Raw genomic sequence first — 20,255 nt, 5'->3', positions numbered from 1 at the left:
CTGCCGCCCGGCCGCCGGACGTCGTTGTCAGAGCCCGCCCGTAGAGTCGAGGACGTCCGGTCGGTCCAGGACCCGGGCGGGAGGTGGCAGAACGTATGAGCGGTGGCACCGCCGCGGTCGCGGGACCCGCGGGAGGGCCCGGCCGGACCGGGAACCCGGTACCGGTGCGCCTCGCGTCCGTCTACCTGCCCGCGCCCCTCCCGCGCGAGAGCCGGATCGCCTTCTGGGACCCCGAGGGCGGCCCGCTGCCCACCGGCGACGGGACCGGAGCCCCAGGTGGGACCGGCACGCCCGCCGTCGAGGAGCTGACCGTCGTACGACGCCACGGAGCGGGCGCCCGCCGCCGCCAGGTGCCCGCGCTGACCCTGCCGATCGCCGACGCCCTGCCCCTGTTGGTACGGGCCCGGCGCGACCCCGCCGCCCACCCGGCCACCGCCTGCTGGGGCGCCGCCGCCCTGCACGCCCTGCGCCTGGTCGCCCGTGGCCGCCTGCTGCCCGGCCTGACCCCGGCCGGCCACGACGCCTGGCGGGCCGGCCCGCTGGAACCCGACGACATCACCCACCTGCGCGCGGTGGCCGCAGCCCTGCCGCCCGAGGGCCACGCCGTCCCGCTGCCGGAACCCGGCCCGCTGCGGCTGCCCGAGCCGGAGGCGCTGGTCCGCTCCTTCCTGGACGCGGTCGCCGACACCCTGCCCCGCACCCCCGCCGCCGCCCACACCGCCGGCCGCCCCTTCGCCGCCCGGGAACCGCAGTCCCTGCCGCACGCCCACGACTGGGCCGCGGAGGTCGCCGCCGGCATGGACGCGGGCGTACGGATCTCGCTGCGCCTCGACCTGTCCGCGTACGACGTCTTCGACGCCGGAGCCGCCGAGGGCGCCCGCGCCGCCGGGGCCGCGATCGTCCAGGTCCACAGCCTCGCCGATCCCACCCTGATGACCGACGCGGCCGCCCTGTGGGCAGGCGAGGCGGACGCGGCGTTCGGCCCGCGCGCCCATGTGGACGCCGCTCTCGCCGTCCGGCGCGCGGCCCGGGTGTGGCCGCCGCTGCACCGGCTCACCGAGCAGGACGTCCCCGACGTCCTCGCCCTGTCGGAGGAGGAACTGGGCGACCTGCTCGGCGTGGCCACCGCGCGGCTCGGCGCCGCCGGGGTCGCCGTGCACTGGCCCCGGGACCTCGCCCGCGACCTCAGCGCCGCCGCGGTGGTGCGCCCGGCGCCCGGCTCGGCGACCGACGGCACCGGGTTCTTCGAGAGCGAGGAGCTGCTGCGGTTCAGCTGGCAGCTCGCGCTCGGCGGGGAGCCGCTCAGCGAGGCCGAGATGGACGCGCTCGCCGAGGCGCACCGGCCGGTCGTACGGCTCCGGGACCGCTGGGTGCTGGTCGATCCGGCCCTGGTCCGCAAGGCCCGCAAACGCGAACTGGGCCTGCTCGACCCGGTCGACGCGCTGTCCGTGGCCCTCACCGGCACCGCCGAGGTGGACGGCGAGAGCGTCGAGGCCGTCCCCGCCGGCGCGCTGGCCGCGCTGCGCGACCGCCTCACCGCCGGACTGCGCCCGGCCGAACCGCCCGCCGGACTCCACGCCACCCTCCGCGACTACCAGGCGCGCGGGCTGGCCTGGCTCGACCTGATGACCTCCCTCGGCCTCGGCGGCTGCCTCGCCGACGACATGGGCCTCGGCAAGACCGTCACGCTCATCGCCCTGCACCTGAAGCGGGCCCGCCCCGAGCCGACCCTGGTGGTCTGCCCCGCGTCCCTGCTGGGCAACTGGCAGCGCGAGATCACCCGGTTCGCGCCCGGCGTCCCGGTCCGCCGCTTCCACGGCCCCGACCGCACCCTGGACGGCCTGGCCGGCGGCTTCGTCCTCACCACGTACGGCACGATGCGCTCCGCCGCCGAGCGGCTCGCCGAGCAGCCGTGGGGGATGGTCGTGGCCGACGAGGCGCAGCACGTCAAGAACCCGTACTCCGCGACCGCCAAGGCGCTGCGCACCATCCCGTCCCCCGCGCGCGTGGCCCTCACCGGCACTCCGGTGGAGAACAACCTGTCCGAACTGTGGGCCCTGCTCGACTGGACCACCCCCGGTCTCCTCGGCCCGCTGAAGTCCTTCCGCGCCCGGCACGCGCGCGCGGTGGAGAACGGCGGGGCCGCCGAGAACGGGGAGGCGGTGGAACGGCTGTCCCGGCTGGTCCGCCCCTTCCTGCTGCGCCGCAAGAAGTCCGACCCCGGCATCGTCCCCGAGCTGCCGCCCAAGACCGAGACCGACCACCCGGTGCCGCTCACCCGTGAACAGGCCGCCCTGTACGAGGCGGTGGTGCGCGAGTCCATGCTCGCCATCGAGACCGCGGAGGGCATCGGCCGCCGGGGCCTGGTGCTGAAACTGCTCGGTGCCCTGAAGCAGATCTGCGACCACCCCGCGCTGTACCTGAAGGAGGACGCCCGCGCCGACCGGCTGTCCGCGCGCTCCGGGAAACTCGCCCTGCTGGACGAACTGCTGGACACCGTGCTCGCCGAGGACGGCTCGGTCCTCGTCTTCACCCAGTACGTCGGCATGGCCCGGCTCATCACCGCCCACCTGTCCGCCCGTGCGGTCCCCGTGGACCTGCTGCACGGCGGTACGCCGGTCCCGGAGCGCGAGCGCATGGTCGACCGCTTCCAGAGCGGCGGCACCCCGGTGCTGGTGCTCTCGCTGAAGGCGGCCGGCACCGGCCTGAACCTCACCCGCGCGGGCCATGTCGTCCACTTCGACCGCTGGTGGAACCCGGCCGTCGAGGAGCAGGCCACCGACCGCGCCTACCGCATCGGCCAGACCCAGCCCGTCCAGGTCCACCGCCTGGTCACCGAGGGCACGGTCGAGGACCGCATCGCCGAGATGCTCGCCTCCAAACGAGCCCTGGCCGACGCCATCCTCGGCTCCGGCGAGTCCGCCCTGACGGAACTGACGGACCGTGAACTGTCCGACCTGGTCTCACTGCGGAGGACCTCATGACGACCGGGGAGCATCGCCCCGGCGACGCGGCCCGCGAGGCCCTGCGTGCGGCACGCCGCCGCACCGACGCCGTACGGAACGAGGCGGCCCCCGATCCGGGGAGCCCACCGTCCACCGCCGCGCCGGCGCCCGGTACCGAGCCCGGTGCGGGGCCGGCCCCGGCGGCTGAGCCCCGCCCCGCCGACGTCGCGAGGTCCGCCCTGCGTCCCACCGACGCGGGCCCTCGCGCAGACACGGCCCCGACCGCCGACGCGGGCCCGACCGCCGATGTGGCCCCCTCCGTCGACGCGGCCCCTCCCACGGACGCGGTCCCGTCCGCCGACGCGGCCCGCGAGGCCCTGCGTGCGGCACGCCGCCGCACCGACGCCGTACGGAACGAGACGGCCCCCGATCCGGAGAGCCCGCCGCCCACCGCCGCGCCGGCGCCCGGCACCGAGCCCGGTGCGGGGCCGGCCCCGGCGGCTGAGCCCCGCCCCGCCGACGTCGCGAGGTCCGCCCTGCGTCCCACCGACGCGGCTCGTCGCACGGATGCGCTACCGACCGCCGACGCCGACCCTGCCACCGACGCGGACCCTCCCTCCACCGCGCCCCCGTCGGCCGGAGGGCGCCCCGGCGATGTCGCGCGGGAGGCGCTGCGTGCGGCTCGGCGGGAGGCGTCGCGGGCCCGGGCGGCGGAAGAGGGGGCACGGCGCGGGAGCCGCGCGTCCGCGCGCCGGTCCTCCGAGCCGTCCCGGTCGCCCGCCGGCTCCGGGCAGCCCGGTGAGGGGCCCCGGGCCGCGCGCGCCCAAGCCGTCCAGGACATGCGGCAGTTCCTGAACAGCGCCTTCCGGATGCCCTCGTGGACCGACGGCCCGGACGGCCCCGACAGCCCGGAGACCCCGGACCCGTCCGAGACGCCGGAAGCCCCGCACGAGCCGTACGACATCGGCAGCCCCGCCCGCCCGGACGAGCACGCTGCCGCGCCTCCGCAGGTACCCGGCACCATGGCCACGCCGCACCGGGACTCCGAACTCCGCCGCACCTTCCCGGCGTTCCCGCCCCGGACGGCTCCGGCGCAGGACACCGCGTTCGCCGGGACCTGGTGGGGCAACGCCTGGGTCGACGCGCTGGAGCGGGGCGCGCTGGACGTCAAGCGGCTCGTCCGTGGCCGGGGTTACGCGGACGCGGGCAACGTGGACGCGATCACGGTGACCCCGGGCCTGGTGCTGGCGTACGTGCGGGGGAGCCGCCCGCGTCCGTACCGGGTGCAGGTACGCCTGCGCACGCTGGAGGACGGTGACTGGGAGCGGTTCCTGGACGCGGCCGCGGACCGGCCGGGCCATATCGCGGCGCTGCTCGACAAGGAGCTGCCCGAGTCGCTCGCCGCCTGCGGTGTGCCCCTGCTGCCCGGCCCCGGCGATCTCGCCCCGCGCTGCAGCTGCCCCGACTCCGGGCACCCCTGCAAGCACGCGGCCGCCCTCTGCTACCAGACGGCACGCCTGCTCGACGCCGACCCCTTCGTACTGCTCCTGCTGCGCGGCCGAGGCGAGCGCGAGTTGCTGGACGCGCTGTCCCGCCGCAGCGCCGCCCGGGCGGCCCGCGCCGCCCAGGAAGGGGCACCGCGGTCCCTGCCCGGCGTCCGCGCCACCGACGCCCTCGCCCCGCGCCGACTGCCGGCGCCGCCGCAGCCGATGCCCGTGCCGCCGCACCCCGAGCAGCCGCCGGTGTACCCGGCGGCACCCGGCGGCCCGGACCCCTTCGCGCTGGACCAGCTCGCCACCGACGCCGCCGCCCGCGCGCACGCCCTGCTCAGCACCGGACACGACCCCGTCGGTGAGCTCACGCTCTGGCAGGACGCCGTACGGCTCGCCGCGGCCCGTCCCGGCTCCGGCCTGACCGCCGCCACCCGCGCCCTGTACGCCACGCTCGCCGCGGCCGTCGGCCGCACCCCGGCCGACCTGGCCCGCGCGGTCGCCGCCTGGCGGCAGGGCGGCCCGGAGGGGCTGGCCGTCCTGGAGGACCCCTGGGACCCGCCGGCCGGCCGCTTCGACCGGGCCCGCCCGCTGCTGCTCGCCGCCGACCTCCCGGCGTTCCGCCCCTGGCGCAACCACCTCACCCACCCACGCGGCCATGTCCAGCTCCGCCTGGGCCGCGACGGCCTGTGGTACGCCTACGAGTCGGAGCCGGGCAGGGACGACTGGTGGCCCCGGGGCACCCCCGACCTGGACCCGGTGGGTGCCCTGACCGGCCTGGGCACCCCGGACGGCCCGTAGGCCGCGCCCCGGAATCCGGGACGCGGCCTACGAGGTGAGGTGCCGTGCTCAGGACGTCGTGAACGGCAGCACCAGCCGGGACGGGTGGGCGGCGTCCCGGTAGATCTTGTGGGTGACGGGGCGGCCCACCGGCAGGTGGAACGCGTCCGGCGGCAGCAGGGCGTTGTGCTCGTCGGCCAGGGGCTCGTCGTTGGAGAGCTCCACGACCAGCCGGTGGCCCGGCAGGAACGTCGCCGCGAACGGGTAGACGCGCAGCACGTACTCCTCGATCCGCCCCGGCTCGACCGGCACCGCGCGGGTGTGCGGGTGGTACGGGTCGCCCTCGGTGGTGCGCTCCGCGTCGAGTTCGCGATGCGAGGCCTTGAGGTAGGCGGAGGTGATGAGCTGCCGCTTGCCGCCCGGCGCCTCGTCCCACATCCGCAGGATGAAGTTCGTGTCGGGCTGGTCGATCTCCGCGAAGAGGTGCGCCGCGCCCTGGCCGATCATCTCGGTGGACTCGGTGAACGGTGCGGTGGACCAGCTCAGGATCTCCACCTTGTCGGTCACCGTCAGCGGCGCCTGGTAGAAGCCGTCGGGAGCGGCGTGCTCGGCGCCCATCGGCTCGGGCTCGAAGGAGAGCGCGTGGCGCGGGCGGAAGTAGAGCGACCGGTGCTCGACGTCCTTCGGCGGCCACTGCGCGCCGGTGACCGTCTCGCGCGAGCCCTCCACGTGGACGGTGACGGCGGGCTCGTCCGTGATCCCGTTGTCGACGCCCTTGAGCCAGTACTCGTACCAGCGGAACATCTTGTCGTGCTCCTCGACGAAGGGGCGCGACTGCATCGGCGGGTAGGGGCCGATGTCCAGCTTCTTCGGGCCCTTCAGCGATTTGAACACCTCGATGGTGCCGTCCATCGTCCAGCCGCGGCCCTGGTCGATCTGGAGCCAGACCGGGACGTCGATCCGGGGCGCGAGCGTGATGGGGTTGCGCTCCTCGTACCACTCGCCGTCGACCTCGTTCATCACGATGTCGAACCAGGCCTCGTGGTTCTTCGGGTAGTTCAGCACGTGGACCAGGTTGGGCCACGCGGCCACGTCCGGGTCCTTCAGGCGCTCGTCGACCCGCTTCCTGATCTCCTCGGGCGAGTACGTCTCGAGCATGCGGGACCTGACGCCGTCGGTGAAGGCCCAGCCGGAGTCGCCGCCGCGGCCCTCACGGGCGGCACGCGGCATGAACCACATGACGCCGCCGTGGTAGGTGGTCTCGTAGAAGTCGTAGTGGCCGCCGCTGACGAAGATCGCCTTGAGGCTCGGCGGCCGCTCGGCCGCCGCCAGCACCTGCATCGAGCCGAAGTAGGAGATGCCGATCATGCCGACGTTGCCGTCGCACCACGGCTGGGCGGCGACCCACTCGATGAAGTCGTGGGCGTCCTGCCCCAGGGAGACACCGCCGGCGTTGTAGTTGCCGATGTGCTCGCCCTCGGAGGCGCCGGAGCCGCGCAGGTCGCCGATGACGTGGACGTAGCCCTCCTCGACGACCCGCGCGATGTCGCCCGCCTCGATGCAGCCGTCCCACATCGGGCTGGGCCGGCGCTGCGGCGGCGTGGTGAGCGCGAGGGCCTGGAGCTCCTTGCCGTACGGGCTCAGGGCCACCAGCGCGGGCCGCGGCGTGTCGGCCACGCCGCTGTAGGTGTCGGCGGCCAGCTCGACGCCGTCGCGCATCGGTACCCGGAGGTCCTTGCGGACGGCGATCGACCGCTCGCCCGCCCGGATCGTATGAAAGTCAGTCATGAGTGTGAAGCTCCTGTGTCACGAAGTCTGGTCGTGCCGCGCGCGATAGCCGTGCATCGAAGTGAAGAACGGCGACGGTTCGAGGGCGGGGTCGCCGGTGTAGCCCAACTCCTCGGCGGCAGGGGCGAACGGGGAGTACGGCGAGTCCGTGGCCCGCGGGCCCGCCTCCAGGCATCCGCAGGCGGCCGTGGCGACCCGGCGCTCGATGTCCAGGCTCTGGGTGATGGCCTCCCGGGCCTGCGCCTCGTCGAGTTCGACGCCGTAGGGCGTGCCGTCGGCGCGGCGGTAGGGGTGACCGAGGTAGAGGTGCCGCGGACGGACCTCGTCGCGCAGGTACTCCAGGCCGGCCCGGTAGGCGACCGGGTCCGAGTAACCGGGGAAGCCGTTGGCCGCCCCGTGGACCTGCACGGCGTCGCCGGTGAACACCGAGCGCTGCCCCTCGACGACGTAGGCGACCGATCCGGGCGTGTGGCCCGGTACCGAGTGCACCGAAACGGTGACGTCGCCGCCGAGGGAGAGGGTCTCGCCGCCCCTGACCAGCAGCGAGGGCTCCATCTCCCCGGAGATGACGGCGTTGGTGGCCGCCGTCACCTTCGCCTCGCCCTCGGGGTCGTCCAGGTACCGGCCGCGGCCCGCGAGGTACTCCTCGACATGGGCCCGGCGCGAGCGGAGCATCGGCGCGTCCGCCTCGTGGATCACCACCTTCGCGCGCCGGCCGGTCAGCTCCCACAGGGCGTACGCGCCGCCCACATGGTCGATGTGACCGTGGGTCAGCAGGATCCAGCGCACGTCCTCGACGCGGCGCCCGATCGCCTCGAGCGCGGGAGCCATCCCTTCGGCGGGGGAGGAGGCGATCCCGGTGTCGACGATCGCCGGCTCGGGCGCGTCGATGAAGAAGCTGTAGAGCCCGAACCTGCCCCAGGGCGAGACCAGGGGGTGGATGTCGACCGCGCGTGTCATGTTCTCCTGCTCCGCTCGTGCCCGGCCGGCCGGATCAGTGCCGGCCGAGGAAGTCGCGCGTCTGCGCGAAGACCTGTCGGTACTCCGGCAGCCAGGCGAAGTGCTGGACGAAACCGTGGCCCGCGCCCTCGTACCGGCTCACCGTCGCCTCCACACCGGCCTCCCGCAGCCGCCGGCCGTAGAGCTCGCCCTCGTCGCGCATCGGGTCGTGCTCGCCGGTGACGACGAGGGCCGGCGGCAGCCCGGTGAGGTCCGCCCGCTTGACCGGTGAGACGAGCGGGTCGGCGGGATCGGCTCCGCTGTCGAGGTAGAAGGCGTTGAAGGGTTTCAGCCCGGCCGTCTCCACGCCGTAGCCGACGGCGTTCTCGCGCAGCGAGGCGTAGCGGTCGACGTCGAAGTCCAGGTCGAGGGAGGGGCAGTAGAGGATCTGGTGGGTGATCCGGTCGAAGCCGTCGTCGTGCGCCCTGGCCGCCACGGCGGCGACGAAGGTGCCGCCGGAGCTGTCGCCGGCGATGGCGAGGGTCGTGCCGTCCCAGCCCAGGCGCTCGCCCTCCTCGGCGGCCCACCGCACGACGGCGTAGCAGTCGTCGAGGCCGGCCGGGAAGGCCGCCTCGGGCGCCCGGCGGTAGCCGACGGAGACGACCTTGAGCCCGGTCTCCTTGGCCAGCGAACGCGCCACGTGGTCGTGGGTGTCGAGGCTGCCGAGGAAGAACGCGCCGCCGTGGAAGTAGACCAGCACGCCGTAGCCGTCGGCCTCGGCCGGGGTGTAGATCCGCACCGGCACCTCGCCCGCGGCCGTCCTCGCCGTCACGTCCTCGACCGCGTGCAGCGGCAGGCGCTCCTCGGGCGGGGCGACGTGCGACTCCTCCTCGGCGCGCATGGCGGCCGGGTCGAGCGGGCCCTCGGGCGGGGTGGGCAGCCGCGCGAAGAACTTGGCGATCTCGGGATGCAGTGTCATGGCGTCACTCCTGCGTCGCGGCGGCCGCGGGCTTCTGGCCGGGGAAGACGTCGCTGATCTCGTCCTCGGTCCAGCCCTGCCGGGAGATGGCCTGCAGCTTGTCGGTCTCCGGCTTGCGGGTGGCCTGGAACAGGGCCGGCGCCTCCGTCAGGGAGTCCGCCTGCCGCAGGGCGTCGGCGAGCGCGCCGGCGTCCTCGATGGCCGAGTTCGCGCCCTGGCCCTGGTGGTGCAGCATCGAGTGGGCCGCGTCGCCGACCAGGACGACGGAGTCCGAGTGCCAGGTGTCGACCGGGTCGATGTCGTATACCGCGCGGATGTTGACGGTGTCCATGTCGAGGTTGCGGGTGATGTTCACCAGCCGCTCGTCGAAGCCCTCCACCGTGGCCACCAGATCGTCCCTGGTGACCTGAGGTGCCCAGGTGCCGTCCGGGCAGAGGGCGGTGATGTCGAACGACACCTGGCCCCGGTGCCGCAGCGGCAGCAGGTAGACCTTCGTGCCGCGGCCGATGTACATGCGGAGGTTGTCGTCGGTGACCATCCCGTGGGCGTCGTCGACGGAGATCACCGCGCGGTAGGCGTGCTCACCGGAGAACACCGGCTCCTTGTCGCTGAACAGCTCCCGGCGCACGACCGACTTGATGCCGTCGGCGCCGACGACCAGATCGGCCTCGACGGTCCTGCCGTTCGCGAAGGTGAGGACGGCGCCGTCGCCCCTGTCCTGGACGCTGTCCAGCTTGTGGCCGAGGCACACCATGCCCTCGGGCAGTACGCCCAGCAGGGCCTCGATGAAGTCACCGCGGTGGATCAGATGGGTGTGGACCTGCTCACCGGCGGCCGGCCAGGTCTCCTTCAGCATCGGCTCACCCGTGGCCGAAAGGATCTCGAAGTACTCGCTCGGCGAACTCACCTTCGCGATCGCGTCGAAGATGCCCCACTCGCGGAACCGGTTCATGGTGGACGGACGCAGCCCGATGCCGGCGCCGACCTCCCGGATCCGGGTCGCCTGCTCGTAGACGGTGACGTCCGCGCCCAGCAGGCTCAGGGCCTTGGCCGCCGCCGCGCCGCCGTATCCGGCCCCGACGATGGCGATCTTCAGGTTCTTCAGCTCCGAAGGCTGCATGGTGGTTCTCTCTACTTCTGGATGGTGAGGAATTCGGCCGGGTTGTCGACGAAGATCGTCTTGATCGCGGCCTCGTCGAGGCCGGCGGCGCGGAGGTCCGGGATGAGGTCCTCGAAGATGTAGTTGACCGTGTGGCCCTTGACGCCCGGCCAGCCCAGCGGCGAGCAGTTGGCGTCGGCGGAGGCGAGGACCTGCCCCAGCCGGCCGTCGCCGATGAACCGCAGGAAGTGGTCGAGGCGTTCCTTGCGGGGGCGGGCCCAGAACGGCGGGTCGGGCAGCTCGGTCTCGTAGCCGAAGGTGTCGAAGCCGATACGGCCGCCCTGCTCCGCGATCCACACGTCCCGCGTCTTGTCGGCGTTCACGCCGTCGTCGACGTGCCCGAAGAGCACGCGGTGCAGCGGCAGACCCTCCTCCGCGAAGATCGCGATCGCGTTCTCGGCGTCGATCGCCAGGTGGGTCAGGATCGGCACGCCCGTGGCGAGCGAGGCGCGGGCGGCGGCGCGGTAGATGCGCTTGTCCAGCTCCGTCATACGGCCGCCGCGGCTCACGCCGACCTTGATGACACCGGCGAGCGCGCCGGTGCCGCCGACGCCGACGGTGATCTCGTGGACGAACTGCCGCATCAGGTAGTCGACGCTCGCCCGCGCGAAGTGCGGCAGGGCGGTGTCGCCGCCGACGAAACCGGTGCAGGCGACGATGTGCACGCCGGTTTTGGCGGACAGCGACCGGTAGTAGTCGACGTCGCGGCCGTTGCAGATGCCGGTCGCGTCGACGAAGGTACCGCCGCCGTACTCGTGGAATTTGCGCAGCTTGGGGACGGTCTCCTCGTACCGCTGCTCGGGGGACTTCCACCACTTGGTGTCCAGCTCGGAGCCGGGCATGCCGTATCCGATGTGCTCGTGGACGGCCACGAGACCCAGCTCCTCGGCCGGGACCGGCCCCAGGACGGTGTTCACTCTCGACAAAGAACTCACCTACGAGAAAAGGGGACTTGACGGGCGTTCGGGGTGGGCGCGGGCTCAGCGCGCCGACAGCAGGTCGCGCGGGTTCCCGACGAGAATCCGCCGCGTGTCCTCGTCGCTGAGGCCCTGTGCCGTCAGGAGCGGGACGAAGGTGGTCAGGACGTGGCTGTAGGGCAGGTCGTTGCCGGGATGGCCCTTCGCCACCCCGGTCGCGCTGCCGGAGAGCAGGACCCGGTCGCCGAAGCCGGCCCGGACGAGGTCGGCGACCAGTACAGCGCGCTCGGCGTCGGTGACGTGGTCCGCGTCCCGCGTGCCCACGTGGTCGAGCGCGACGTGGGCGCCGAGGCGGGCGATCTCCATGGGAGTGCCGGCGGCGACGGCGTCCGTGCGGTCGAGGCCGCCGACGACGACGCGGTCGGCCGGCAGCTTCTCGTCCAGCACGACACCGAGCTCGCGGACGGCGTCGGCGCCGTGCCGGAAGGAGACCGCGACACCGGTGCCCAGGGCGGTCCGGGCCGCGCCGCGCAGCAGGCTCTCGTCGGTCGCGGTCATGCCCGTGGCGGTCACCGCGGTGGCCACCAGGCCGGCGGCGCCGCGCCGTTCCACCCGGGGGACCACCATGCCCTCGGTGACCTCCTTGCTGAAGAGGTCGGCGAACTTGTCGGCCGGCCACGGCGTGGGCGGGTTGGTCTGCGGGGTGAGGAAGTAGCCGCCGAGCATCTCCTCCGGGCCCTGGCCGGTCGAGGCGACGATGTGCACGCCGGTGGTGCGGGACAGGGCCTCGTACAGCCGGACGTCGCGGCCGTGGAACATGCCGGTGCTGTCGACGATCGTGCCGCCGCCGTGGGTGCGGAAGTCCGTCAGCTTCGCGGCGAGGGTCTCGAAGATCTCGGCGCGGTCGATGGTGATGTCGAAGGCGTGCTCGGCGCCCGGAGTCACCGAGAGCAGCGCCTCGTGGACCGAGACGACTCCCAGCTCCTCGGCCGGCACCGCGCCGAGGACGGTGTTCACGGTGTTGCTCTTGACGCTCATGCCTGCCTCACGTGTCCGGGGTGGGTGCGCAGCACCCGGTGGCATGGGCACGGTATCCATTCGCTTTACATCGAGTCAATGAAACTGACGCAAAGAAAAAATAATGAACGACATGCATTGCGTAGAGTCGTTTTGTGTGCTCGGCGTACAGTCGCGGCGATAGAATCCGGGCATGGCGAACCTTCGTGCGGCGCAGAAACAGATGACGCGCCGGCTGCTGCTGGAATCGGGACTCGAGCTGTTCAAGACCAAGGGGTACGCCGCCACCAAGGTCGACGACATCGCGACCGCGGCGGGCACCACGCGGGTCACCTTCTACGCGTACTTCGCCTCCCGCAGCGAACTGATGAAGGCGCTCATCGACGAGCAGCTCAACGAGGCGCTCCAGCGCGTGCGTTCACCCGAGCACGGCTCCACGGCACGGGACCTGGTGGCCACCGTCACCGAGGGGACGCCCGAGGCGATCATGGCGTGGCTGCGGCGCACCGCCGACAGCTGGCCCGCGATCCGGCCGATCATCCGTATCGGCCGGGACGCCGCCGTGGTCGACCCGGAACTCACCGACCTGGTCGAGCGGTGGCTCGAGGAGGCCATCAGCGACATCGAGGACGGACTGACGGCGGCCGGGCGCCTGGAGCCGCACCAGCGTCACTTCCGGGGCGTGCTGGCGATGGCCCAGCTCGACTTCGTCGCCCAGCACGGGGAGCGGGCCGACTGGAAGCTCACACGGGAGCAGATGATCGAGGAGCTGGGCGCGAGCTGGGTGCGGCTGCTGACCTGAGGCCGGGCGGCCCCGATGCCGGGCGCCGGCCGGTGTCAGAGGTCCGTCACGACGTCGAACAGCAGCGCCCGCAGCCATTCGACGAAGTACTGATCGGTCAGCCGGGGGTTCCAGACCATGTCGATCCCGAGTCCGGGAACCGGGAACGGGAACTCCTCGATCCGCAGGCCGGTCAGTGCCCGCATGGCCGCGGCCACGCGGTGGCGGAGCAGCGCGACACCGCCCGCGGTCGCCACCAGGTAGGGGACCAGCAGGAAGTCGGAGCTCAGCCGGCCGACGCGGTAGGGGATTTTGTGGTCCTCCAGCACCGGGTAGGGGAAGACCCGCCGGTCGGTGTCGACCACGACGTGCGGCAGGGTGCTCAGCAGGTCGAGCGCGCTCGCCTCGGGCGGCGTGTCCGGCCCCGCCACCACCACACAGCGGTCGTCGTACAGCCGCTCGCGCGGGTACGGCGAGAAGTGCCCCTCGGAGAGCAGCACCACGTCGACGCCGTTGTCGGTGAACGTGGCCTCGGCCGGCACGGTGAACGTGCGCAGCCGCAGCGTGGCGTGCGGGGCGCGCTCCTCGACCAGCCGCGCCAGCCGGGGGCCGACCACGAACGCCGTGCTGGTCGTCAGCGCGACCGTGACGACCCGCCGGTCCTTCGCGGGATCGAAGGAGGGGAAGTTGACGACGTCCGCCGTCTGCCGCAGGGCGCTGCGCAGCGGTGCGATCAGCTCCAGCCCCCGCGGGGTCAGCGTGACGCCGGTGCCCTGCCGGACGACGAGGTCGTCACCGAGCAGCCGCCGCATCCTGGTCAGGGCGTGGCTCATCGCCGGCTGCGACAGCCCGACGCGCTCCGCCGCCCTGGTCACCGAACGCTCCTCCAGGAGGGCGAGGAGGGGCACCAGCAGATTGAGGTTGACCGAGGCCAGCCGGTCGAGACCCGAAGCCGCGGTGCCCTCTCCGTCGTCGCCCATGCCGGAACCCTACGCGGACGCCCGGGCCATCCTGCGGAGCCGGGGGATCGGTATGCGGTAGTCGAGCGCGGCGGCGGCGCCCGTGCCGTCCTCCCGCGACCAGCGCAGCAGGGCGGGGCCGCCACCGGGACCGCCGTCGACGTACTCCGGTTCCCCCGGCAGCGGCAGATGGCCCACCGCCTTCAGGCTCAGCCCGAACTGCTCGGTCCAGAAGTACGGCTCGAACCGGAGCGGCGGCGCCGCGTCGCCCTGTACGAGCGCCCGCGCGGCGGTCTTCGCCTGCTCGATCGCACTGCTCCAGAAGGGGACGCGGCGCAGCCCGTACGGCGTCGGGAAGGCCGCGAGGTCGCCGACCGCCGCGATACCGGGACGGACCAGCCCGCGCGAGTCGACCGGGAGGGGCCCCTGCGCCGCGAGGCCCGAGCCCGCGAGCCACTCGGTGTTGGGCACGTCGCCCACGGCGCTCACCAGGACCTCCGCCTCCAGGACCGCGCCCTCGTCGAGGACGACCCGGGCGTTCCCGGGGAACCCCTCGACGTGTGCCGAGCCGGTCTCGACGACGGTGAGTCCCGCGTCCAGGGCGGCCTTCACGAAGACGCCGGCGAGGTACGGGCCGAGCTGGGCGACCAGCGGCAGCCCCTGGGAGACGAGGGTGACCCGGCAGCCGGAGGCCAGGCAACCCGAGGCGATCTCCATGCCGAGCGGGCCGCCGCCGATCACGACGACCGACGGCCGGTCCGCCAGCCGGGCGCGCAGCGACAGCGCGTCGTCGAGCCCGCGCAGGGTCAGCTCGTCGGGCAGCCCGGACAGCCGCCGCGCCCGGGAACCGGTGGCGAGCACGAGACGGTCGTACGGCAGCTCCGTGCCGTCGTCGAGCGAGACCAGCCGGCGGTCGGTGTCGAGGCGGGTCGCACGCACCCCGAGCAGTTCGGTGGCTCCATGGCCGGCCGGGGCCAGCTCGTGCGCGGACAGGTCGCCGGCGTCGAGCAGGAGCGCCTTCGACAGGGCCGGGCGGCTGTAGGCCGGGTGCGGTTCGTCACCGACGACCGTCAGCTCGCCGTCGAAGCCGGCCTCGCGGAGCGAGTGGGCCGCGGTCAGTCCGGCGATCCCGTGGCCGACGACGACCACCCGCTCCGGCGCGCCGGCGCTCACCCGATCCTCAGCGCGGCGACCGGGCACACGCGGACGGCGGCGTTCGCCAGGGCGGCGTCGCCCTCGTCGACCTGCTCGCGGTCGAGCACGAGTTCACCGGCGTCGTCGAGGTGCATGAGCCGCGGGGCGGCCTCCTCGCACAGGCCGTGGCCCTCGCAGCGGGGGCGGTCGAGAACGATCCTCATGCGGGGATCACCTCCAGGACGGGGAGCGTGTCGATGCTCCGGGTGATATTGCTGGGAACACGGGTCTCGGGCCCGAGGACCAGACGCCCCACGCGCCGGGCGAGCGCGTCGATCACGGCGTGGGCCTCCAGGCGCGCCAGCCCCTGACCCGCGCAGCCGTGCGGGCCGTAGCCGAACGAGAGATGGTCGACCGGATTGCGCTCGACCAGGAAGGCATCCGGGTCGTCGTAGTGCCGGGGGTCGCGGTTGCCGGCGCCGAACAGGATCGCGACCTTCGCGCCCGCCGGGACCACGGCCCCGTCGATCGTGACGTCCTTCGTGACGCGTCGGCCCCAGGCGTGGACGGGAGCCCAGAAGCGCAGTGCCTCGTTGAACGCCGCGGGGGCCAGCGAGGGGTGTTCGCGGACCAGGGCGAGCTGGTCGGGGTGGTGGGCGAAGAGGGCGACGATGTTGCCGATCGCCGCGATGGTGGTGTCGACGCCCGCCCCGAGGTACTGGTGGATGATGTGCCCGGCCGTGTCCGGCGGGATGGCGCCACGGGTCTCGGCGTCGAAGATGCCCCGGCCCACGGACCCCTCCGCCAGGTCGTCGGCCCTGACCTGGGAGCACCAGGCGTACAGCTCACCGGCGATCGGGAAGTTCTCCGCCGTGCGCTGGTTCATCGGGCCGAGGACCTGCATGGCGGCCTGTCCCCAGCGGAGCATGTTGTCGCGCGCGTGGCCGGTGAAGCCGATCAGGTCGGCGACGACCTCCAGCGGGAACGCCCGGGCGAGGGCGTCGATCGCCTCGAAGGAGCCCTTCCCGGCGAGTTCGGCGACCAGGGCGTCCGCCTTGGTCTCGATCCGGCCCTTCAGACCGCGCAGCGCGCGAGGTGAGAGGTTCTCGGTGAGCGCGGCGCGCAGCTGGGTGTGCGCCGGCGGGTCCGACGCGAGCGAGGTGCCGGTCAGCGCCTCGTCGGCCATCGGGTTGAACGCGATGGACGTCGAGGAGAACGACTCCCAGTCGGCGAGCGCGGCGCGGATGGCGTCGTACCGGGTGAGGACGTGGACGTCGTTGTGCGGGAGGTGGACGACGGCGCCCAGTTCCCGCAGTTCGGCGTAGACGGGATACGGGTCGAGCACGACCTCGTCGGCGAAGAGGTCGATGCCGGAGGTGGGTGGGGTGGTCATGACCTCAGTGAACTGGGCGTGTCCTTCATCGGACAAGTGAATGATTTACATGATGTCAAATGCATTTAGTTCATGTTTCGCCGAGGGGTCGCCCCCGAGCGGCCGCCCGGTCGGCGGCCCCTCGGCGGGCTCACCCCAGCAGCTCGACGGGGAGCCGTTCGCGCAGCTCCGCGACCGTGATGCCGTACGTCTCCAGGACCCGGACGCCGTCCGGGCCGGGGACGAACACGCCGTGGTCGGTGTAGACCTGGCTGACGCAGGCGGTGCTGGTGAGCGGGTAGGTGCACGCGGGGACGAGCTTGGCGGCGCCGTCCCGCGTGAACAGCCTCATCATCACCATGACCCGGCGTGCTCCCACGGCGAGGTCCATCGCACCGCCCACGGCGGGGATCGCTCCGGGGTCACCGGTGTGCCAGTTGGCCAGGTCGCCGTGTGCCGAGACCTGGAAGGCCCCGAGCACGCACACGTCCAGATGGCCGCCGCGCATCATCGCGAACGAGTCGGCGTGGTGGAAGTAAGCCGCCCCGGGCAGCTCGGTCACCGGGACCTTCCCGGCGTTAGTGAGGTCGGGGTCCGCCTCGTCGCCCACCGCGGCCGGACCCATGCCGAGCATGCCGTTCTCGGTGTGCAGCACGATCCCCGCGTCCGCCGGCAGATGCTCGGCGACCCGGGTCGGCTGCCCGATGCCCAGGTTGACGTAGGAGCCCGGCGGGATGTCACGGGCGACCCGGGCCGCCAGCTCGTCGGTGCCGAGCGGGCCCCGGCCGGTGTGTTCCACGGGGCCGGTGCGGGGCGTCTCGTTCACGGCGGTCATCAGCGGGCTCCTTGCACGGTGAGCCGGCGGGCCTCGGCCCGTACCAGACGGTCGACGTAGATGCCGGGGGTCACCACGGTCTCCGGGTCGATCTCCCCTGCGGGCACGATGCCGGTTACCTGGGCGACGACCGTGCGGGCCGCGGTGGCCATGACGGGGCCGAAGTTGCGGGCGGTCTTGCGGTACACGAGGTTGCCCGCGGTGTCCGCCCGGTGCGCGGAGATCAGCGCGACGTCCCCCTTGATCGGATGCTCCAGGACGTGGGCGCGCCCGTCGATCTCCCGGACCTCCTTGCCCTCGGCCAGCGGGGTGCCCGCGCCGACGGGGCTGTAGAAGGCGCCGATCCCCGCTCCGGCGGCCCGCATGCGCTCGGCCAGGGTGCCCTGCGGCACCACCTCCAGCTCCACCCGGCCGGCCCGGTACAGCTCGTCGAAGACGTACGAGTCGCTCTGCCGCGGGAAGGAGCAGATCACCTTGCGCACCCGGCCCGCCTTGAGCAGCGCGGCGAGGCCCACCTCGCCGTTCCCGGCGTTGTTGGACACCACGGTCAGGTCGCCGGCCCCCTGCCGGATCAGCGCGTCGATCAGGTCGAACGGCATGCCCGCCAGGCCGAATCCGCCCACCAGGACCGTCGAGCCGTCCGCGACGCCCGCCACGGCCTCGTCGGCCGTCCCGGCGATGGTCACGCTCATCGGCCGCTCACCTCGCCGGTCACGTTCTCCAGCACCACCGCGAGGGCCTGGCCCACGCCGATGCAGATGGCCGCGACGCCCCAGCGTTCGCGCCGCTCGCGCAGCACCTTCGCGAGGGTGCCCAGCAGCCGGCCGCCCGAGGCGCCCAGCGGATGCCCGAGGGCGATGGCGCCGCCCCGGGTGTTGACGATCTCCGGGGCGACGCCCCAGGCGTCCACGCAGGCCAGCGACTGCACCGCGAACGCCTCGTTCAGCTCGACCGCGCCGACGTCGCCCCAGCCGATGCCGGCCCGGCGCAGCGCCTTCTCGGCCGCCTCCACCGGGGCGAAGCCGAACATCCGCGGTTCGACCCCGTGCACCCCGCGCCCGGCGACGCGGGCGACGGGGGCCAGCCCGATCCGGCGTTCCGCCGCGGCGGTGCCCAGGAGCACCGCCGAGGCCCCGTCGCTCAGCGGGGAGGCGTTGCCGGCGGTGATCGTCCCGTCCGGCCGGAACGACGGCTTGAGGCCGGCCAGCTTCTCGGCGGAGGTGCCGGGGCGGATGCCCTCATCGCGGGCGAGGCCGTCCACCGGGAGGACCAGGTCGTCGTAGAAGCCGTCGTCCCAGGCGGCGGCCGCGAGCCGGTGCGAGCGCACCGCGAACTCGTCCTGGCGCTCACGCGAGATCGCGAACCTCTCCTGGAGCAGCTCGTTGCTCTCGCCGAGGGAGACCGTCCACTCCTTTGGCATCGCGGGGTTGACCAGCCGCCAGCCGAGGGTCGTGGAGACGGCCGTGACGTCGCGGGCGGGGAAGGCGCGGTCCGGCTTGGGCAGCACCCAGGGCGCACGGGTCATGGACTCCACGCCGCCGGCCACGACGATGTCCGCGTCACCCGACTCCAGGGTGCGCGAGGCGATGATCGCCGCGTCCAGACTCGACCCGCACAGCCGGTTCACCGTGGTGGCGGGCACGCTCACCGGCAGACCGGCCAGCAGCACCGCCATCCGTCCGACGTTGCGGTTGTCCTCGCCGGCGCCGTTGGCGTTGCCCCACACCACGTCGCCGACGGCGGCGCGGTCCAGATCGGGAGCCTTGGCCAGCAGACCGGTCAGCGCGGTCGCGGCGAGGTCGTCCGGCCGCACCCCGGCCAGGGCTCCGCCGAACCTGCCGAACGGGGTGCGGACCGCCGCGTAGAGGTACGCGTCACTCATGCCGCGCCACCCGCGAGGACCGCTTCCCCGGCGGCCGCCGACGACAGCGGGAGCGGCGTGAACATCTCCGGCTCCTCGTCCGGGGTCAGCGCGGTGGGCCCGTACAGCCAGTCGGTGAACGCGTAGTCGTAGGTGTCGCGGGCGCGCAGCAGCACGTTGCGCTGCTCGCGGGCGGCACCGTCGAGGTGCCACAGCTCGCCCCACTTGCGGGACGTGGTCAGCACCCGGCGGCAGTGCTCGGGACGGACGGCCTCGTAGGCGGCGAGCGCGGCGGTCCAGCCGACCGTGCCGTCCGCGGCGCGGTTGCGGGCGACGTGCTCGCCCAGCACCCAGCCGTCCTCGATGGCCATGATCGCGCCCTGCGCGATGTACTGCAGCGGCGGATGCGCGGAGTCGCCGAGCAGGGCGATCCGGCCGTGCACCCAGTTCATGACCGGGTCGCGGTCGAACATCCGCCACCACTTGTCCCGCCACATGAACGGCAGGCCGTCCCGGACGAAGCCGCAGGTGCCGGCGAAGGCGGCGTCGAGTTCGTCGGGCGTGCCCCAGTCCTCCTGGCCGGCGAGCGCCCTGGGCGACTCGAAGACCGCGACCTGGTTGAGCATCTCGCCGCCGCGCAGGCCGTAGTGGACGAAGTGGCACCGGGGGCCGACGTACACCACGACCTCGCTGAGGTCGACGGACTTCACCCGGGGCTGCTCGGCGGGGACGGTGCCCCGGTAGGCGACGTACGCGGAGGAGACGGGCTGGTCGTCGACGAACAGCTTGCGGGCGGGGGAGTGCAGGCCGTCGGCCGCGATCACCATGCCCGCCTCGTGGGTCGCGCCGGAGGCGAGGGTCACCCGGGCGCCGCCGTCCGTGTTCTCGTACGAGGTGACCCTGGCGTCGTTGACCAGCTCGACGCCGGCGCGCTCGCAGGCGCGCAGCAGCAGGCCGTGCAGGTCGCTGCGGTGGATGACCAGGTACGGGTAGCCGTAGCGCCGCTCCAGGTCCCGCAGGTCGAGCCGGGTCAGTTCGTCGCCGTCGACGGCGTCGCGCATGACCATCGAGTCCGGGACGACGCCCAGGCTCTTGGCCTCGTCCAGCAGGCCGTAGTCGTCGAGGATGCGGGTGCAGTTGGGGGCGAGCTGGATGCCGGCGCCGACCTCGCCGAAGGCGGGGGCGCTCTCCAGCAGGCGGACGCGCAGGCCCTGCCGGGTCAGCGAGAACGCGACGCCGAGGCCGCCGATACCGCCACCGACGACGATCACATCAGGGTTGGACATGGACTCCCACTCC

General features: G+C 73.5%; 17 protein-coding genes. 3 read left to right on the top strand and 14 right to left on the bottom strand.

All coding sequences use genetic code 11. The annotated features are described in order from the left end of the window. Positions 1–95: 95 nt before the first annotated feature. Positions 96–2,984, top strand: coding sequence for a DEAD/DEAH box helicase (locus tag ABZ478_RS08085; protein ID WP_359546399.1), 2,889 nt, complete (start codon positions 96–98; stop codon positions 2,982–2,984). After that, complete coding sequence (locus ABZ478_RS08080) at positions 2,981–5,236, top strand: SWIM zinc finger family protein (protein WP_359546397.1); 2,256 nt, start codon at positions 2,981–2,983, stop codon at positions 5,234–5,236. The genes ABZ478_RS08085 and ABZ478_RS08080 overlap by 4 nt, the downstream gene beginning before the upstream one ends. Before the next feature lie 48 nt (positions 5,237–5,284). Here ABZ478_RS08080 and ABZ478_RS08075 read toward each other — a convergent pair whose 3' ends face one another. Genes ABZ478_RS08075 through ABZ478_RS08050 form a run of 6 tightly spaced genes read right to left on the bottom strand, consistent with a single transcriptional unit; the run spans position 5,285 to position 12,035 of the window. Further along, a complete protein-coding gene (locus tag ABZ478_RS08075; protein WP_359546395.1) occupies positions 5,285–7,003 on the bottom strand; it encodes a CocE/NonD family hydrolase in 1,719 nt (572 codons plus the stop codon). A gap of 18 nt (positions 7,004–7,021) precedes the next feature. After that, positions 7,022–7,963 (bottom strand): MBL fold metallo-hydrolase, encoded by a 942-nt coding sequence (locus ABZ478_RS08070; RefSeq protein WP_359546394.1) that lies wholly within the window; start codon positions 7,961–7,963, stop codon positions 7,022–7,024. Positions 7,964–7,997: 34 nt separating this feature from the next. Beyond that, complete coding sequence (locus ABZ478_RS08065) at positions 7,998–8,921, bottom strand: alpha/beta hydrolase (protein ID WP_359546392.1); 924 nt, start codon at positions 8,919–8,921, stop codon at positions 7,998–8,000. Positions 8,922–8,925: 4 nt separating this feature from the next. Beyond that, positions 8,926–10,041, bottom strand: coding sequence for an NAD(P)/FAD-dependent oxidoreductase (locus ABZ478_RS08060; RefSeq protein WP_359546391.1), 1,116 nt, complete (start codon positions 10,039–10,041; stop codon positions 8,926–8,928). An 11-nt stretch (positions 10,042–10,052) separates the two neighbouring features. Next, complete coding sequence (locus ABZ478_RS08055; protein ID WP_359546389.1) at positions 10,053–11,006, bottom strand: phosphotriesterase; 954 nt, start codon at positions 11,004–11,006, stop codon at positions 10,053–10,055. Positions 11,007–11,060: 54 nt separating this feature from the next. Next, positions 11,061–12,035: a phosphotriesterase gene (locus tag ABZ478_RS08050; RefSeq protein ID WP_359546387.1), complete on the bottom strand. Its 975-nt coding sequence runs from the start codon at positions 12,033–12,035 to the stop codon at positions 11,061–11,063. A gap of 172 nt (positions 12,036–12,207) precedes the next feature. Between ABZ478_RS08050 and ABZ478_RS08045 the strand changes: the two genes are divergently transcribed. Then, positions 12,208–12,816, top strand: coding sequence for a TetR/AcrR family transcriptional regulator (locus ABZ478_RS08045; RefSeq protein ID WP_359546386.1), 609 nt, complete (start codon positions 12,208–12,210; stop codon positions 12,814–12,816). 35 nt (positions 12,817–12,851) lie between these two features. Here ABZ478_RS08045 and ABZ478_RS08040 read toward each other — a convergent pair whose 3' ends face one another. From ABZ478_RS08040 to ABZ478_RS08005, 8 genes are all read right to left on the bottom strand, one after another. Next, entirely contained in the window at positions 12,852–13,775 is a 924-nt protein-coding gene (locus ABZ478_RS08040; protein ID WP_359546384.1) for a LysR family transcriptional regulator, read from the bottom strand. A 9-nt stretch (positions 13,776–13,784) separates the two neighbouring features. Continuing rightward, on the bottom strand, positions 13,785–14,927 hold the full coding sequence (locus tag ABZ478_RS08035) for an FAD-dependent oxidoreductase (protein ID WP_359546382.1): 1,143 nt from the start codon (positions 14,925–14,927) through the stop codon (positions 13,785–13,787). After that, complete coding sequence (locus ABZ478_RS08030) at positions 14,924–15,112, bottom strand: ferredoxin (protein ID WP_359546380.1); 189 nt, start codon at positions 15,110–15,112, stop codon at positions 14,924–14,926. Before ABZ478_RS08030 ends, ABZ478_RS08035 begins: the two co-directional genes overlap by 4 nt. Continuing rightward, the gene (locus ABZ478_RS08025) at positions 15,109–16,281 is read right to left on the bottom strand and encodes a cytochrome P450 (RefSeq protein ID WP_359546379.1); all 1,173 of its coding nucleotides are present in this window, start codon (positions 16,279–16,281) and stop codon (positions 15,109–15,111) included. Before ABZ478_RS08025 ends, ABZ478_RS08030 begins: the two co-directional genes overlap by 4 nt. Positions 16,282–16,411: 130 nt before the next feature. Then, positions 16,412–17,095: a 3-oxoacid CoA-transferase subunit B gene (locus ABZ478_RS08020; RefSeq protein WP_359546377.1), complete on the bottom strand. Its 684-nt coding sequence runs from the start codon at positions 17,093–17,095 to the stop codon at positions 16,412–16,414. Continuing rightward, the gene (locus ABZ478_RS08015) at positions 17,095–17,787 is read right to left on the bottom strand and encodes a 3-oxoacid CoA-transferase subunit A (protein ID WP_359546375.1); all 693 of its coding nucleotides are present in this window, start codon (positions 17,785–17,787) and stop codon (positions 17,095–17,097) included. The genes ABZ478_RS08020 and ABZ478_RS08015 overlap by 1 nt, the downstream gene beginning before the upstream one ends. Then, the gene (locus ABZ478_RS08010; protein ID WP_359546373.1) at positions 17,784–18,977 is read right to left on the bottom strand and encodes a thiolase family protein; all 1,194 of its coding nucleotides are present in this window, start codon (positions 18,975–18,977) and stop codon (positions 17,784–17,786) included. The genes ABZ478_RS08015 and ABZ478_RS08010 overlap by 4 nt, the downstream gene beginning before the upstream one ends. After that, positions 18,974–20,242: an FAD-dependent oxidoreductase gene (locus ABZ478_RS08005; RefSeq protein WP_359546371.1), complete on the bottom strand. Its 1,269-nt coding sequence runs from the start codon at positions 20,240–20,242 to the stop codon at positions 18,974–18,976. The genes ABZ478_RS08010 and ABZ478_RS08005 overlap by 4 nt, the downstream gene beginning before the upstream one ends. Positions 20,243–20,255 lie beyond the last annotated feature (13 nt).

It is taken from the genome of Streptomyces sp. NPDC005706 (assembly GCF_040631045.1).
GTDB lineage: Bacteria > Actinomycetota > Actinomycetes > Streptomycetales > Streptomycetaceae > Streptomyces.
This window is presented reverse-complemented; position numbering and strand designations above follow the sequence as displayed.

Excerpts from the sequence above, each read along its gene's own strand:
- ABZ478_RS08085 (WP_359546399.1), top strand. The coding sequence starts at position 96 with ATGAGCGGTGGCACCGCCGCGGTCGCGGGACCCGCGGGAGGGCCCGGC.
- ABZ478_RS08080 (WP_359546397.1), top strand. The coding sequence starts at position 2,981 with ATGACGACCGGGGAGCATCGCCCCGGCGACGCGGCCCGCGAGGCCCTG.
- ABZ478_RS08075 (WP_359546395.1), bottom strand. The coding sequence starts at position 7,003 with ATGACTGACTTTCATACGATCCGGGCGGGCGAGCGGTCGATCGCCGTC.
- ABZ478_RS08070 (WP_359546394.1), bottom strand. The coding sequence starts at position 7,963 with ATGACACGCGCGGTCGACATCCACCCCCTGGTCTCGCCCTGGGGCAGG.
- ABZ478_RS08065 (WP_359546392.1), bottom strand. The coding sequence starts at position 8,921 with ATGACACTGCATCCCGAGATCGCCAAGTTCTTCGCGCGGCTGCCCACC.
- ABZ478_RS08060 (WP_359546391.1), bottom strand. The coding sequence starts at position 10,041 with ATGCAGCCTTCGGAGCTGAAGAACCTGAAGATCGCCATCGTCGGGGCC.
- ABZ478_RS08050 (WP_359546387.1), bottom strand. The coding sequence starts at position 12,035 with ATGAGCGTCAAGAGCAACACCGTGAACACCGTCCTCGGCGCGGTGCCG.
- ABZ478_RS08045 (WP_359546386.1), top strand. The coding sequence starts at position 12,208 with ATGGCGAACCTTCGTGCGGCGCAGAAACAGATGACGCGCCGGCTGCTG.
- ABZ478_RS08040 (WP_359546384.1), bottom strand. The coding sequence starts at position 13,775 with ATGGGCGACGACGGAGAGGGCACCGCGGCTTCGGGTCTCGACCGGCTG.
- ABZ478_RS08030 (WP_359546380.1), bottom strand. The coding sequence starts at position 15,112 with ATGAGGATCGTTCTCGACCGCCCCCGCTGCGAGGGCCACGGCCTGTGC.
- ABZ478_RS08025 (WP_359546379.1), bottom strand. The coding sequence starts at position 16,281 with ATGACCACCCCACCCACCTCCGGCATCGACCTCTTCGCCGACGAGGTC.
- ABZ478_RS08020 (WP_359546377.1), bottom strand. The coding sequence starts at position 17,095 with ATGACCGCCGTGAACGAGACGCCCCGCACCGGCCCCGTGGAACACACC.
- ABZ478_RS08015 (WP_359546375.1), bottom strand. The coding sequence starts at position 17,787 with ATGAGCGTGACCATCGCCGGGACGGCCGACGAGGCCGTGGCGGGCGTC.
- ABZ478_RS08010 (WP_359546373.1), bottom strand. The coding sequence starts at position 18,977 with ATGAGTGACGCGTACCTCTACGCGGCGGTCCGCACCCCGTTCGGCAGG.
- ABZ478_RS08005 (WP_359546371.1), bottom strand. The coding sequence starts at position 20,242 with ATGTCCAACCCTGATGTGATCGTCGTCGGTGGCGGTATCGGCGGCCTC.